Annotated in this window: 12 protein-coding genes and 1 riboswitch; of the genes, 7 read left to right on the forward strand and 5 right to left on the reverse strand. The window is 59.3% G+C overall.

Going from position 1 to position 13,243, the window contains the following annotated elements; genetic code table 11:
• Positions 1-7 precede the first annotated feature (7 nt).
• The 3 genes from metK to ACZZ0A_RS23430 all read left to right on the forward strand — a co-directional run bounded on the left by metK (position 8) and on the right by ACZZ0A_RS23430 (position 3,628).
• A complete protein-coding gene (gene metK, locus ACZZ0A_RS23420; protein WP_007913745.1) occupies positions 8-1,198 on the forward strand; it encodes a methionine adenosyltransferase in 1,191 nt (396 codons plus the stop codon).
• Between the two features lie 260 nt (positions 1,199-1,458).
• Positions 1,459-3,135: an NAD-dependent DNA ligase LigB gene (gene ligB / locus ACZZ0A_RS23425; RefSeq protein WP_463543789.1), complete on the forward strand. Its 1,677-nt coding sequence runs from the start codon at positions 1,459-1,461 to the stop codon at positions 3,133-3,135.
• A gap of 97 nt (positions 3,136-3,232) precedes the next feature.
• Positions 3,233-3,628, forward strand: a complete 396-nt coding sequence (locus ACZZ0A_RS23430) for a DUF1090 domain-containing protein (RefSeq protein WP_194935205.1) — start codon at positions 3,233-3,235, stop codon at positions 3,626-3,628.
• Positions 3,629-3,774: 146 nt separating this feature from the next.
• On the opposite strand, the gene ACZZ0A_RS23435 is transcribed toward ACZZ0A_RS23430, so the two are convergent.
• Complete coding sequence (locus ACZZ0A_RS23435; protein ID WP_463543790.1) at positions 3,775-4,224, reverse strand: c-type cytochrome; 450 nt, start codon at positions 4,222-4,224, stop codon at positions 3,775-3,777.
• 128 nt (positions 4,225-4,352) lie between these two features.
• Here ACZZ0A_RS23435 and mltA point away from each other — a divergent pair, with 128 nt between their 5' ends.
• Positions 4,353-5,531, forward strand: a complete 1,179-nt coding sequence (gene mltA / locus ACZZ0A_RS23440; RefSeq protein ID WP_447787377.1) for a murein transglycosylase A — start codon at positions 4,353-4,355, stop codon at positions 5,529-5,531.
• Positions 5,532-5,657: 126 nt separating this feature from the next.
• Here the strand turns inward: mltA and ACZZ0A_RS23445 are convergent, their stop codons facing one another.
• Together ACZZ0A_RS23445 and ACZZ0A_RS23450 are read right to left on the reverse strand one after the other, a co-directional pair.
• Positions 5,658-6,041, reverse strand: coding sequence for an MAPEG family protein (locus ACZZ0A_RS23445; protein ID WP_008081053.1), 384 nt, complete (start codon positions 6,039-6,041; stop codon positions 5,658-5,660).
• Between the two features lie 39 nt (positions 6,042-6,080).
• Complete coding sequence (locus tag ACZZ0A_RS23450; protein WP_463543791.1) at positions 6,081-6,914, reverse strand: EamA family transporter; 834 nt, start codon at positions 6,912-6,914, stop codon at positions 6,081-6,083.
• A 314-nt stretch (positions 6,915-7,228) separates the two neighbouring features.
• Here ACZZ0A_RS23450 and ACZZ0A_RS23455 point away from each other — a divergent pair, with 314 nt between their 5' ends.
• Positions 7,229-8,398, forward strand: coding sequence for an MFS transporter (locus ACZZ0A_RS23455; protein ID WP_463543792.1), 1,170 nt, complete (start codon positions 7,229-7,231; stop codon positions 8,396-8,398).
• A 288-nt stretch (positions 8,399-8,686) separates the two neighbouring features.
• A complete protein-coding gene (locus ACZZ0A_RS23460) occupies positions 8,687-9,952 on the forward strand; it encodes a cation:proton antiporter (RefSeq protein WP_007913728.1) in 1,266 nt (421 codons plus the stop codon).
• Here the strand turns inward: ACZZ0A_RS23460 and ACZZ0A_RS23465 are convergent, their stop codons facing one another.
• Complete coding sequence (locus ACZZ0A_RS23465; protein ID WP_007913725.1) at positions 9,953-10,840, reverse strand: formate/nitrite transporter family protein; 888 nt, start codon at positions 10,838-10,840, stop codon at positions 9,953-9,955.
• A 187-nt stretch (positions 10,841-11,027) separates the two neighbouring features.
• A complete protein-coding gene (locus ACZZ0A_RS23470) occupies positions 11,028-11,435 on the reverse strand; it encodes an acyl-CoA thioesterase (protein ID WP_007913723.1) in 408 nt (135 codons plus the stop codon).
• Positions 11,436-11,633: 198 nt separating this feature from the next.
• Positions 11,634-11,733: riboswitch (S-adenosyl-L-homocysteine riboswitch) on the forward strand.
• Between the two features lie 23 nt (positions 11,734-11,756).
• Here ACZZ0A_RS23470 and ahcY point away from each other — a divergent pair.
• Positions 11,757-13,166 carry an adenosylhomocysteinase gene (ahcY, locus tag ACZZ0A_RS23475; RefSeq protein WP_064388105.1) on the forward strand — a complete coding sequence of 470 codons (1,410 nt, stop codon included), beginning with the start codon at positions 11,757-11,759 and terminating at the stop codon, positions 13,164-13,166.
• The last annotated feature ends 77 nt before the right edge of the window (positions 13,167-13,243 follow it).

Raw genomic sequence — 13,243 nt, forward strand, 5'->3', positions numbered from 1 at the left:
CATCGAGATGAGCGAATACTCCCTCTTCACCTCCGAGTCCGTGTCCGAAGGGCATCCGGACAAAATCGCCGACCAGATTTCCGATGCGGTGCTGGACGCCATTATTGCCCAGGACAAACACGCACGCGTTGCTGTGGAAACTCTGGTCAAGACCGGCGTGGCCATCGTTGCCGGTGAAGTGACCACCAGCGCCTGGGTCGACCTGGAGCAGATCGTTCGTGACGTGATTTGCGACATCGGCTACACCAGCTCCGAAGTTGGCTTCGACGGCGCGACTTGCGGCGTGATGAACATCATCGGCAAGCAGTCCCCAGACATCAACCAGGGTGTTGACCGTGCCAAGCCTGAAGATCAGGGCGCCGGCGACCAGGGCCTGATGTTCGGCTACGCCAGCAACGAAACCGACGTTTTGATGCCAGCTCCGATCACCTTCTCGCACCAGCTGGTGCAGCGCCAGGCCGAAGCCCGCAAATCGGGTCTGCTGCCTTGGCTGCGTCCGGACGCCAAGTCGCAAGTGACTTGCCGTTACGAAGGCGGCAAGGTTGTTGGTATCGACGCGGTTGTTCTGTCGACCCAGCACAACCCTGAAGTGTCGTACAAAGACCTGCGCGAAGGCGTGATGGAGCTGATCGTCAAGCACGTACTGCCTGCCGAACTGCTGAGCAAAGACACTCAGTTCCACATCAACCCGACCGGCCAGTTCATCATTGGCGGCCCGGTAGGTGACTGCGGTCTGACCGGTCGCAAGATCATCGTCGACAGCTACGGCGGCATGGCCCGTCACGGCGGCGGCGCGTTCTCCGGTAAAGATCCATCGAAGGTTGACCGTTCGGCTGCCTACGCTGGCCGTTATGTTGCCAAGAACATCGTCGCTGCTGGCCTGGCCGAGCGTTGCGAGATTCAGGTTTCCTACGCGATTGGTGTGGCTCAGCCTACTTCGATCTCGCTGAACACCTTCGGCACCGGCAAGATCAGCGATGACAAGATCGTCAAACTGGTGCGTGAAGTGTTCGACCTGCGTCCATACGCAATCACCACCATGCTCGATCTGCTGCACCCGATGTACCAGGAAACTGCAGCGTACGGCCACTTCGGTCGCACGCCAGAGACCAAGACCGTTGGCGAAGACACCTTCACCACGTTCACCTGGGAAAAAACCGACCGCGCCGACGCCCTGCGTTCCGCTGCTGGTCTGTAAGACTTCCCCGGCGGTACAAAAAGCCCCGCACGGTTCGCGCCGCGCGGGGCTTTTTCATGCCTGAAACCGGGAGTTCAACTCAGAACGTTCAGGTCGATGCATATCCAGCAAACCACTCGGTCAGTCCCCTCTCCCACCGGGAGAGGGTTAGGGCGAGGGGCTGTTTTCACTGCACAGAAACAAGCCGTAAAACACCCATCCGGCGGAGTAAATATTTTCGCCTAACCTTTAAACATTCCCCTTGAGCAAGGACGCTCACGATGCTTGCCACGCTGCGCCTGTTATTTATTTTCCTGCTGATGCCCGCCACATTCAGCGCGCAAGCCACCTGCCAAAACTGGCCCGCTGCACACGCCCAACGCGAAATCTCCGCCCTGCAAAACCAGATCGACCAATGGGACGACGCCTACTACCGCGAAGGCCGCTCACTGATTGCCGACGAACTCTACGACCAATCCCTTGTGCAACTGAACGAGTGGCGAGCGTGTTTCAAAGCGCCCTTGCCACCCGATCCTTTGCGCACAGTTTCAGGCTCAAACGCGCACCCCATCGCCCATACCGGCCTGGATAAAATCCACAAAGATGAGGCCGCGGGGGCCTGGCTACGTGATCGCAAGGACGTCTGGATACAACCCAAAGTCGACGGCGTCGCGGTGACGCTGATTTACCGCGCGGGCGTTTTGCATCAGGCCATCAGTCGCGGTGACGGAGTTCATGGACAGGACTGGACGCCATCAGCGCAGAACATCGGCGCTATCCCTCAACGCCTGTCACAACCACTGGATCTGCTGGTGCAGGGTGAACTTTACTGGCGGCTGAACCAGCATGTGCAAGCCCGAGCCGGCAGCGTTAACGCCCGCGCCACCGTGGCCGGATTGATGAGCCGCAAATCCCTTAGCGCAGAACAAGCCACCGGCATCGGGCTGTTCGTTTGGGACTGGCCACAAGGACCTTTGAACTTGCCCGAGCGCATATCCGGATTGGCAACCCTGGGTTTCACCACGATTGAGCCGTACAGCCATCCCGTTGCCGACTTGGCAGAGGCGCAGAAATGGCGCGATCACTGGTATCGCTCACCTCTGCCGTTTGCCACCGACGGCGTGGTTTTGCGCCAGAGTCGGCGCCCGCCCGCCGAACGCTGGCAGGCGCGCTCACCCTACTGGGCGGTCGCCTGGAAATATCCGTTTGCGCAAGCCTTGGCTGAAGTGCGCAAGATCAACTTCAAGATCGGGCGCACCGGGCGCATCACACCGGTGATCGAGCTGATTCCCGTTAGGCTCGACGACCGCGAGATCAAACGCGTCAGCGCCAGTTCGTTAAAGCGCTGGCAAGCGTTGGACATTCGTCCCGGCGATCAGATTGCGATCAGCCTCGCCGGCCTGACCACTCCTCGGCTCGACAGTGTTGTATTGCGCACCACCGAACGCACGGATATCGATATCCCCAACGCCGATGACTTCCACGCCTTGAGTTGCTGGCAACCGACCCCCGGATGTGAAAGCCAGTTTCTCGCCCGTTTGACCTGGCTCAGTGGCAAACAAGGGCTGGCGATGCAGCATGTCGGTCGCGGTACCTGGGAGAAACTTCTCGAAACACGCCGCGTGAACAACCTGCTTGATTGGTTAACCCTTGATGGGCCGGAGCTTGCTAACATTGCCGGCTTCGGCGAGCGCAGCAGCGAACGCTTGATGCACAGTTTTCACAGCGCCCGCCAACGGCCCTTTGCCCAGTGGCTCAAAGCCTTGGGCCTGCCGCCAACCGGCCAGGCAATACTTACTGATTCCTGGCAGTCGCTGGCGCAACGCAACACCGAACAATGGCAGGCCGAAGCCGGTATCGGCCCGGGACGCGCAGCGCAATTGAGCGCATTCTTCCGCGACCCGCAGGTACAGGCTTTGAGCGAAACCTTACATGCCGCCGGAATCGACGGTTTCTGACCACGCAATCCCGGCGCGCCGGGAACCCAAAGGCTGCCGCGGCGCTCCAACAGCGCAGTGCCGCCCTGACCCGATTGCCTTTGCACATGGAGCTTTTATGAAATTTCTCGCACCGCTCGCCATGCTGACCCTTTGCGGCGTAATGGCCACCCCTGTCATGGCCGACGAAGACGCCCCGGGTCTGACCGGTTGCGCTGCCAAGAAGCAGGGCATCATGAATCAGATCGAACAGGCGAAATCGCGCGGCAATGCCGATCAGCAGGCAGGCCTGGAAACGGCCTTGCGTGAAGTGACCGAGCACTGCACCGACGCCGGCCTGAAGAAAGAACGCGAAAACAAGGTGCTCGAAGCCAAGCACGAAGTGAGCAAGCGTCAGGCGGATCTCGACAAGGCGATGAAAAAAGGCGACCCGGAGAAGATCAACAAGCGCAAAGACAAACTGGCCGAGTCGCGCAAAGAACTGCAGGACGCGCTGGACGAAATCGATAAGTAAGCATTGATGCAGTGAGTTTGATGGCCTATTCGTCAGCTCGTCGCCCGGAACAAGCTCGCTCCCCTATTGATCCGTATTCACCTGTACAACTCGGTCAACTGTGGGAGCGAGCCTGCTCGCGAAGGCGTCAGCTCAAACAATAGAAATCAATGATCGCGAAACTGTTTATGGCAAGCGCTGCAAGCATCTTCAACTTTCTGCACCGCCGGCCCGAGATTGCTGGCCTTGTACGGCTGAACCTGACTGGCAATCACCAATTCACCGGTGGCCGCTTCAAGGTTGCGGGCCATTTCCTGAAAACGCACCTGCTGTTTCCAGACATCATCCTTGGCGCTGGTGTGATCTTCTTCACGCACCTGCGGAAAATGCTTCCACGGTTCATGGGACAACGCATCGAGTTTTACTGCGCCTTCGGCGAACTTCGGCCCGTCGAACGGAATGCGCCCACGCAACATGCCGCCCAGGTCTTCACCGGTCTTGAGCATTTGTTTGAAGATTGCCTTGCGTTGACCCAGCGGAGAATTCGGATCGACACCGCCACAGGCGGACAAGGACAGACAGGCCAGCAATACAACAGCAATGCTTTTAAGAGTCATGGTGGCTTCAGGTCACGGAATTCGGCGGCCAGTATCCTCGCGTCACCGCCAAACACCAATAGCCCTATTAAAAATACGGGTTGTTCGAGCGCATGGAGCACGCGGGCAACCGACACAGGAATCACTCCATGAACAGCCGTTTCAAGGCCTGGCGTCACCCGTTGTTCGCAACCCTGCCGCTGCTGGCGATTCTCGCCGGCTGCACCGGTGGCGACAGTGCCAAGCCAAAAACCCACGCACTGGCCACTTACTCCAGCGCTACCTGGGAAGCCCTGCCAGCAGTGTCCGACAGCGATCTGGTTGCCGGTTTCGGTTCGTGGCGCAGCGCGTGCACCCGGCTCAAGGCTGACGCCATCTGGGGCAGCACCTGCGCAGCGGCGGCCAATGTGCCGCAGAGCGCCGCAGAGATTCGTGCGTTCCTCAAACAGAATCTCGATGTCTACGGCCTGCGCGCTGAAAACGACAACGCCAACGGTTTGATCACCGGCTACTACGAGCCAGTCTACCCCGGCAGCCTGACGCCCACCGATGTGGCGAACGTGCCGGTGTATGGCGTGCCGGAAGACATGATCATCGTCTCGCTGGAAAGCATTTATCCCGAACTCAAAGGCAAGCGCCTGCGCGGTCGCCTCGAAGGCCGAGTGCTCAAGCCTTACGACGACGCAGCAACCATCGAATCCAAAGGTGTGAAAGCGCCCGTGGTTGCCTACCTGACCGACCCGATGAACCTGCAATTTCTGCAGATCCAGGGTTCCGGGCGGATTCAGACCGAGGACGGCAAACAGCTGCGCATCGCCTACGCCGATCAGAACGGCCATCCGTATCGCCCGATCGGCCGCTGGCTGGTCGAGCAAGGTGAGCTGAAGAAAGAAGACGTGACCATGAACGCGATCAGCAACTGGGCCAAGGCCAATCCGTCGCGCATCCCGGAACTGCTCGGCAGCAACCCGAGCTACGTGTTCTTCACGCGCAACCCGGACAGTAATGAAGGCCCGCGAGGTTCGCTGAACGTGCCGCTAACTGCCGGCTACAGTGCGGCAGTGGATCGCAAGGTAATTCCGCTGGGCAGCCTGTTGTGGCTGTCGACCACACGTCCGGATGGCTCGGCACTGGTCCGCCCGGTCGCGGCACAGGACACCGGCGGCGCGATTGCCGGCGAGGTTCGCGCGGATCTGTTCTGGGGCACCGGTGATGCGGCCGGGCAACTGGCCGGGGACATGAAACAGCAGGGGCAGATCTGGATGCTCTGGCCTAAAGGTGCGGCATTGCCGCAAGTGCCGCAGGTGGCGGATACAGAGAAGAAGTAAGCCTTGGAATCTGCTGAGGTAATCAGATAGCTATCGCGAGCAGGCTCACTCCTACAGGGGAACGCATTCCAAAATGTAGGAGTGAGCCTGCTCGCGATGAGGCCATCAGCAACACCAGTAAAATAATCAGACCGACACGAAGAAGAACGAAGCGATCAGCCCCATCCCCACAAACCACACCAGCGAACGCAAGATCGCCCAGTCCGCCAGGTAGCAAATGATGTACAGCAGGCGACTGGTGATAAACAGCACCGCCAGCACATTGACCGTCACCAGCTCCGCCGTCCCCACCAGGTGCGCGACGATCACTGCCGCCGCAAACGCCGGCGTCACTTCAAAGCTGTTCATCTGCGCCGCATGCGCACGCCTGGCCACACCGTTGAGACTTTCGAGAAAGTCGCGCGGATCGTGGTTGTCACTCAACCGGTAGCCACCCACGGCTTTCGCCACGCCAGTGCAGATATACGGCAGAAAAATTGCGATCAACACACACCACAGAGCCACCGTCATAACGCCGTCCTTTTTTCGAGTTATAGAATTCGCGAGCGGTCAGAACTTCATCACCAGCATGCCGATCAGCACCAGCCCACAGGCTAAGAGCCGTGGACGGCCGAAAGGTTCTTTCAAGTAGCGCATGCCGAACAGCACCACCAGAATCACACTGATCTCACGCAGTGCCGCGGCCTCCGCAATCGAGCCCAACTGCATCGCCCACAGCACCAGAGCGTAGCTGGCCAATACGCAGAAGCCCACCGCCAACCCCAGCTTCCATTGCTCACGCCAGAACAACATGAACGCCGGACGCTTGGCGACCCACGCCAACAGCGGAAACGGCCACGCGCTGAACAACGTGACCCAGACCAGGTAATCGAGCGGATGCGACCAGCGCCGCAATGCCTGGCCGTCGATGTAGGTGTAGCAACCAATACACAGGCCGATCAACGCCACCACCGGCAGCATCGACCATGGCAAATGCTTGCCGCCACCGCCCTGCCACAACAGACAAACCATGCCCAACGGGATCAGCATGATCCCGAAAATCTGCTGCGTGGTGAGCACTTCACCGGCGAAGATCAAGGTCAGCGCCAGCACCACCAACGGCGACAATCCGCGCATCAGTGGATACACCAGGCCCAGATCGCCGACCCGATACGCCTGAATCAGCAGGTAGCGATACAGCAGCTCAAAAGCTGCCGAAGAGAGAATCCATGGCCAGATTTCCATGGGCGGCAAGCTCACGAATGGAAACGCGATGGCAACGACCAGCAGCGCCACGGTGTCCATGCACGCCACCACCAGCAGCCGCTCGGCGCTGAACTTGATTAACGTATTCCACGTCGCATGCAACAGCGCCGCCATCAATACCAAAGCTGTCGCCAGCACCTTTCACCTCTTATTTTTATGAGTCCCCGTGTAGGAGCTGCCGCAGGCTGCGATCTTTTGATTCTGATTTTCAACAACAAGATCAAAAGATCGCAGCCTTCGGCAGCTCCTACAGTGAAAATCGATAATTCGAATAGTCAGATTATTGATTCGCGATGTGTCAGCAGCTGTTTATACTGCAAGCGACCACGCCGCACTCAGTTGCGCACAGAAAAATACCAATAATTCCTGCCTGCACCGCCCTCCATCGAGATCGGTCGTCGGCTTGCGTATGCCTGATCAAAGCGTCAAGACTACCGACAGAGACCTTGCGCATGCCACTCGCCTTGCTTGCCCTCGCTGTTGCCGCATTCGGCATCGGCACCACTGAATTCGTCATCATGGGCCTGCTGCCCGATGTTGCCCGCGACCTTGCCGTAAGCATTCCTCACGCGGGCCTGTTGATCACCGGTTACGCGTTGGGCGTGGTGTTCGGCGCGCCGATCCTGGCGATCGGCACCGCGAATATGCCGCGTAAAGCAACGCTGCTGGGCATGACGCTGATGTTCATCCTCGGCAATATCCTCTGCGCCCTCGCACCGAACTACGCGACGCTGATGGCTGCTCGTGTGGTCACCGCGCTGTGTCACGGCGCGTTCTTCGGCATTGGCTCGGTGGTTGCCGCCGGGCTGGTCGCGCCGAACAAGCGCGCGCAAGCGATTGCGATGATGTTCACCGGCCTGACATTGGCCAACGTCCTCGGCGTACCGCTGGGCACGGCGCTCGGGCAATACGCCGGTTGGCGCTCGACCTTCTGGGCGGTGTCGGTGATTGGTGTCGTCGCCGCCCTGGCGCAGTGGCTGTGGTTGCCGAAACACATCCCGATGGACAAGGCCAACCTTGCCAGCGAGTTCAAGGTGCTGGGCAAGATCAACGTGTTGCTGGCGCTGGGCATGAGTGTTTTGGCCTCGACCAGTCTGTTCAGCGTGTTCACCTATATCGCGCCGATCCTGCAAGACATCACCGGCGTCAGCCCGCACGGCGTCACGGTGATGCTGCTGTTATTCGGTGTAGGCCTGACCGGCGGCAGCATGCTCGGCGGGCGTCTGGCTGATAGCCGTTTGCTGCCGTCGCTGGTCGGTGTGGCCCTGGCGGTGGTGGTGATTCTGGCGGCGTTCAGCCAGACCAGCCGCTCGGTTGTGCCGGCGGCAATCACCCTGGTGCTGTGGGGGATTTTTGCTTTTGCGCTGTGCCCGATTCTGCAATTGCTGATCATCGATCAGGCCCATGAGGCACCGAACCTCGGCTCGACGTTGAACCAGAGCGCTTTCAACCTCGGTAATGCCGCGGGTGCGTGGATCGGCGGGCTGGTGGTGGCCAGTGGCGCGGATCTGGCGGACTTGCCGTGGACCGGTGCGCTGGTTGGCGTATTGACCGTGCTGACGGCGCTGTTTTTCATCTATCTGCAACGTCGCGGCGCGGCTGCGGTCAATGTGTCCGGTTAATCGTGATGTGCCAGAAAGCGCCCTCACCCTAGCCATCTCCCTGAGGGAGAGGGGACTGACCGTGTTGAGTGTTCGAGTTACATCGACCTGAAATTTCGAGCCGAACTCAGGCCCTGAAAGACTTGAAGATCTGCTCCCTTTCCCCTCTCCCCAAGGGAGAGGGCTGGGGTGAGGGGGCTCTTGATCTCATCACACCATCAACTGTGTCCCGATCCTGACTCAGCCCATCCAACCCCTGCACCAAAGATTCGGTGCGCTATCTTTCACCCCTCATCCAAAGGACCCCGGATGCTTGAACTTGTCGCCGCTTTCATCTGCCTCACCACCCTCCTCACCTTCGTCAACTTCCGCTTCATCGGCCTGCCGCCGACCATCGGCGTGATGGTCACCGCACTGCTGTTCTCGCTGATCCTGCAAGGCCTGAGCGTGCTCGGCTACCCCGGTCTCGAAGAACGCGTGCAGCAACTGATCGGCCAGATCGACTTCGGCGATCTGCTGATGAACTGGATGCTCTCGTTCCTGCTGTTCGCCGGCGCCCTGCACGTTAACCTCAACGATCTGCGCAGCTACCGCTGGCCCATCGGCCTGTTGGCGACCTTCGGTGTGTTGATTGCCACGACGGTGATCGGCAGCCTCGCCTATTACATTTTTGCCCTGTTCGGCTGGCACGTGAGCTTCTTGTACTGCTTGCTGTTCGGCGCGCTGATTTCGCCGACCGACCCGATTGCCGTGCTCGGCGTGCTGCGTACCGCCAACGCCTCGAAGCCGCTGAAAACCACCATTGTCGGTGAGTCGCTGTTCAACGACGGCACAGCCGTCGTGGTGTTCACCGTGCTGCTGGGCATCGCCCAACTCGGCGAAACCCCGACCGTCAGCGCCACCGCGATGTTGTTCGTTCATGAAGCCATCGGCGGTGTGCTGTTCGGCGGTCTGATCGGTTATCTGGTTTATCGAATGATCAAAAGCGTCGAGCAGCATCAGATCACAGTGATGCTGACCTTGGCGCTGGTCATCGGCGGTTCGGCGATGGCCACCGAGATTCATGTTTCGGCACCGATCGCGATGGTGGTCGCCGGTCTGATCATCGGTAACGTCGGGCGTAATCTGGCGATGAATGACATGACCCGCCGCTATCTCGACGGTTTCTGGGAGTTGCTGGATGACATGCTCAATGCGCTGCTGTTCGCGCTGATCGGCATGGAGTTGTTGCTGCTGCCATTCAACTGGCTGCACATGGCTGCGGCTGGTTTGCTCGCGGTGGCGATTCTACTGTCGCGCCTGCTCACCGTGGCCCCGGCGATTCTGCTGCTGCGCCGCTGGCGGACAGTGCCAGCCGGCACCATCCGCATTCTGACCTGGGGCGGCTTGCGCGGCGGTGTTTCGGTGGCACTGGCGCTGGCCCTGCCGCTGGGCCCGGAGCGTGATCTGCTGCTGAGCATCACTTACATCGTGGTGCTGTCGTCGATCCTATTGCAGGGGCTGACCATCGGCAAACTGGTCAAGCATGCGACTCGCAACGAGCCGGTAACCGTGACTGAACCAGCGCATCACTGATCATTTTTTGATCTCTCGCGGATCAGGTTTCTCGGCCTGATCCGCAGACTCCTTCGGCGCACCGCTCTCACTGCGAATCTGCGCATGGCTGATCAGCGCGAAGATAAAGCTGCCGCCAATGATGTTCCCCGCCAGCGTAGGCCCAGCGAAGACCATCCAGAAATCACTCCACGGCAGCTCGCCGGCGAACACCAGATATGACACCTCCGCCGAACCCACCACGATGTGAGTGAAGTCGCCGAGCGCCATCAGGTAGGTGATGAGGATAATGATCCACATCTTCGCGCTCTCCATGGACGGAATCATCCAGACCATAGTGGCGATCATCCAGCCGGAAACGATGCCCTTGGCGAACATCTGGCTGGCGTGGTTTTCCATGACCTTGCGGCCGATTTCGAGAAAGGCGTGGTCAGTCTTGGTGTCGAAGATCGGCAGTTCGAGCATCACGTACGCGACCAGAATCGTGCCGCACAGGTTGCCGACCAGCACCACCGTCCACAGGCGGATCAGCCGGCCGAAGTTTTGCAGGGTCGGCTTGGTCATGACCGGCAGCACGGCAGTCAGGGTGTTTTCGGTGAACAGTTGCTGACGGGCGAGGATCACCGCGAGAAAACCTGCGCAGTAGCCGAAGCTGGCGATCACCTTGAATTCGTCACCGTCGGGCAGGCGCGAGTTGAGCAGGCCCATGCCCATCAATGACAAGCCCATGGTCAGCCCGGCCGCCAGCGCCGACCACCACAGCGCGGCGATGCTGCGCTCCAGTTCCTGATCGCCTTGGCTGCGGATGATTTCGTGCAGAACGGCCGCGCGGGGCGGCTGGTTTTTCTCGACTTCGTGTTGCTCTTTGGCCGAGAGATCGGGGGTCTTGCCGTCGGTGGGAGTGGTCATGGCGTGGGAACCGTGGGGGTGGTGTTTACCTACGACCCTTGCGGCTTGGAATACGTTCTGTGAGCGCCACGCTAATAGTGTAGGAGCTGCCGAAGGCTCGGGCCGCGATCGGACGATCTTTTGATCTTGCTTTACAAAAAACAAAGTCAAAAGATCGCAGCCTGCGGCAGCTCCTACAGAGCTCGCATTACTCGCTGACTAACTCATCTTCCTGGAACTGGTCTTTGACGTACTTGATCTCAGTGCGCCCGTGCGGTGCCGGCAAGCCGTCTTCGCCCAGATTGACGAAAACCATCTTCTCAACGGTGAGAATGCTCTTGCGGGTGATCTTGTTGCGCACTTCGCACGTCAGGGTGATCGAGGTGCGGCCGAATTCGGTGGCGGTAATGCCCAGTTCGATGATGTCGCCCTGGCGCGAGGCGCTGACGAAGTTGATTTCGGAAATGTACTTGGTCACCACGCGCTGATTGCCCAACTGCACAATGGCGTAAATCGCCGCTTCCTCGTCGATCCAGCGCAGCAGGCTGCCGCCGAACAGGGTGCCGTTGGGGTTGAGGTCTTCGGGTTTTACCCATTTGCGGGTGTGGAAATTCATCTTCACTCCTGAGTGTCTTGCCGAACGATGGACGGTATCTTGGCAGACTGAGCGGTCAGGCTCCATGCGGCTTCGACTATGGTCGTCATTAACGATCTTCATCTGGCCGACAGAAACCCTTTGGAAGATCAGTCTAGACGGCTATAATCGCCCCCGTTTCAAAACGGTCATCTTCAATTGATACCGTTTTCCCGCCACCTGTCCGAGGGGCGCTGCAGCAGGTTCAACCTGTCAGGCTCGGATGGGGCGTTGACCGGCCTTAGGCTGGACACTAAACGCACAACGGCGCCCATTCGCATACATTACGAATGGAGGCTCTTCATGAGCGCTGTTATCACGCCTGCAGATTTTAACGATTACAAAGTTGCCGACATGTCCCTGGCTGCCTGGGGCCGTCGCGAAACCATCATCGCCGAATCGGAAATGCCGGCTCTGATGGGTCTGCGTCGCAAGTATTCCGGCGAACAGCCGTTGAAAGGCGCCAAGATTCTCGGCTGCATCCACATGACCATTCAGACTGCCGTGCTGATCGAAACCCTGGTTGCCCTGGGTGCCGAAGTACGTTGGTCGTCGTGCAACATTTTCTCCACTCAGGATCAGGCTGCTGCCGCTATCGCTGCTGCCGGTATCCCGGTTTTCGCCTGGAAAGGCGAAACTGAAGAAGAGTACGAGTGGTGCCTGGAGCAGACCATCCTGAAGGATGGCCAGCCATGGGACGCCAACATGATCCTCGACGACGGCGGCGACCTGACTCAGTTGCTGCACGACAAGTACCCACAAGTACTGGATCGCGTTCACGGCGTGACCGAAGAAACCACCACCGGCGTACACCGTCTGCTGGACATGCTGGCCAAGGGCGAGCTGAAAATCCCGGCCATCAACGTCAACGACTCGGTGACCAAGTCCAAGAACGACAACAAGTACGGCTGCCGTCACAGCCTGAACGACGCGATCAAGCGCGGTACTGACCACCTGCTGTCCGGCAAGCAAGCGCTTGTCATCGGTTACGGTGACGTGGGCAAGGGCTCCGCTCAGTCCCTGCGTCAGGAAGGCATGATCGTTAAGGTTTCCGAAGTTGACCCGATCTGCGCCATGCAAGCGTGCATGGACGGTTTCGAACTGGTTTCGCCGTTCATCGACGGTATCAACGACGGTTCCGAAGCAAGCATCGACAAAGCGCTGCTGGGCAAGATCGACCTGATCGTGACCACCACCGGTAACGTCAATGTTTGCGACGCGAACATGCTCAAAGCTCTGAAGAAGCGCGCTGTTGTCTGCAACATCGGTCACTTCGACAACGAGATCGACACCGCTTTCATGCGCAAGAACTGGGCATGGGAAGAAGTGAAGCCACAGGTGCACAAGATTCACCGTACCGGCCCGGGCGCTTTCGACGCACAGAACGACGACTACCTGATCCTGCTGGCCGAAGGCCGTCTGGTAAACCTGGGCAACGCCACGGGTCACCCAAGCCGCATCATGGACGGTTCGTTCGCCAACCAGGTTCTGGCACAGATCTTCCTGTTCGGCCAGAAGTACGCCGACCTGTCGCCAGCCCAGAAAGCCGAGCGTCTGACCGTTGAAGTACTGCCGAAGAAACTCGACGAAGAAGTGGCCCTGGAAATGGTTCGCGGCTTCGGTGGCGTGGTCACTCAACTGACCAAGCAACAGGCTGACTACATCGGCGTGACCGTCGAAGGCCCGTTCAAGCCACACGCTTACCGCTACTGATTGGCTGAGCGTCGACGCGGTGTGCCTGGCGCACCGCGTTGCCTGACTGGCGCTGCTGACCGCTCTGTGTAGGAGCT

This window comes from Pseudomonas sp. AC242 (assembly GCF_979258655.1).

Bases quoted from the DNA above. Each gene is read 5' to 3' on its own strand.
- ACZZ0A_RS23435 (WP_463543790.1), bottom strand. From the start codon at position 4,224: ATGACTCTTAAAAGCATTGCTGTTGTATTGCTGGCCTGTCTGTCCTTG.
- ligB (WP_463543789.1), top strand. From the start codon at position 1,459: ATGCTTGCCACGCTGCGCCTGTTATTTATTTTCCTGCTGATGCCCGCC.
- ACZZ0A_RS23445 (WP_008081053.1), bottom strand. From the start codon at position 6,041: ATGACGGTGGCTCTGTGGTGTGTGTTGATCGCAATTTTTCTGCCGTAT.
- mltA (WP_447787377.1), top strand. From the start codon at position 4,353: ATGAACAGCCGTTTCAAGGCCTGGCGTCACCCGTTGTTCGCAACCCTG.
- ACZZ0A_RS23460 (WP_007913728.1), top strand. From the start codon at position 8,687: ATGCTTGAACTTGTCGCCGCTTTCATCTGCCTCACCACCCTCCTCACC.
- ACZZ0A_RS23465 (WP_007913725.1), bottom strand. From the start codon at position 10,840: ATGACCACTCCCACCGACGGCAAGACCCCCGATCTCTCGGCCAAAGAG.
- ACZZ0A_RS23430 (WP_194935205.1), top strand. From the start codon at position 3,233: ATGAAATTTCTCGCACCGCTCGCCATGCTGACCCTTTGCGGCGTAATG.
- metK (WP_007913745.1), top strand. From the start codon at position 8: ATGAGCGAATACTCCCTCTTCACCTCCGAGTCCGTGTCCGAAGGGCAT.
- ACZZ0A_RS23470 (WP_007913723.1), bottom strand. From the start codon at position 11,435: ATGAATTTCCACACCCGCAAATGGGTAAAACCCGAAGACCTCAACCCC.
- ACZZ0A_RS23455 (WP_463543792.1), top strand. From the start codon at position 7,229: ATGCCACTCGCCTTGCTTGCCCTCGCTGTTGCCGCATTCGGCATCGGC.
- ahcY (WP_064388105.1), top strand. From the start codon at position 11,757: ATGAGCGCTGTTATCACGCCTGCAGATTTTAACGATTACAAAGTTGCC.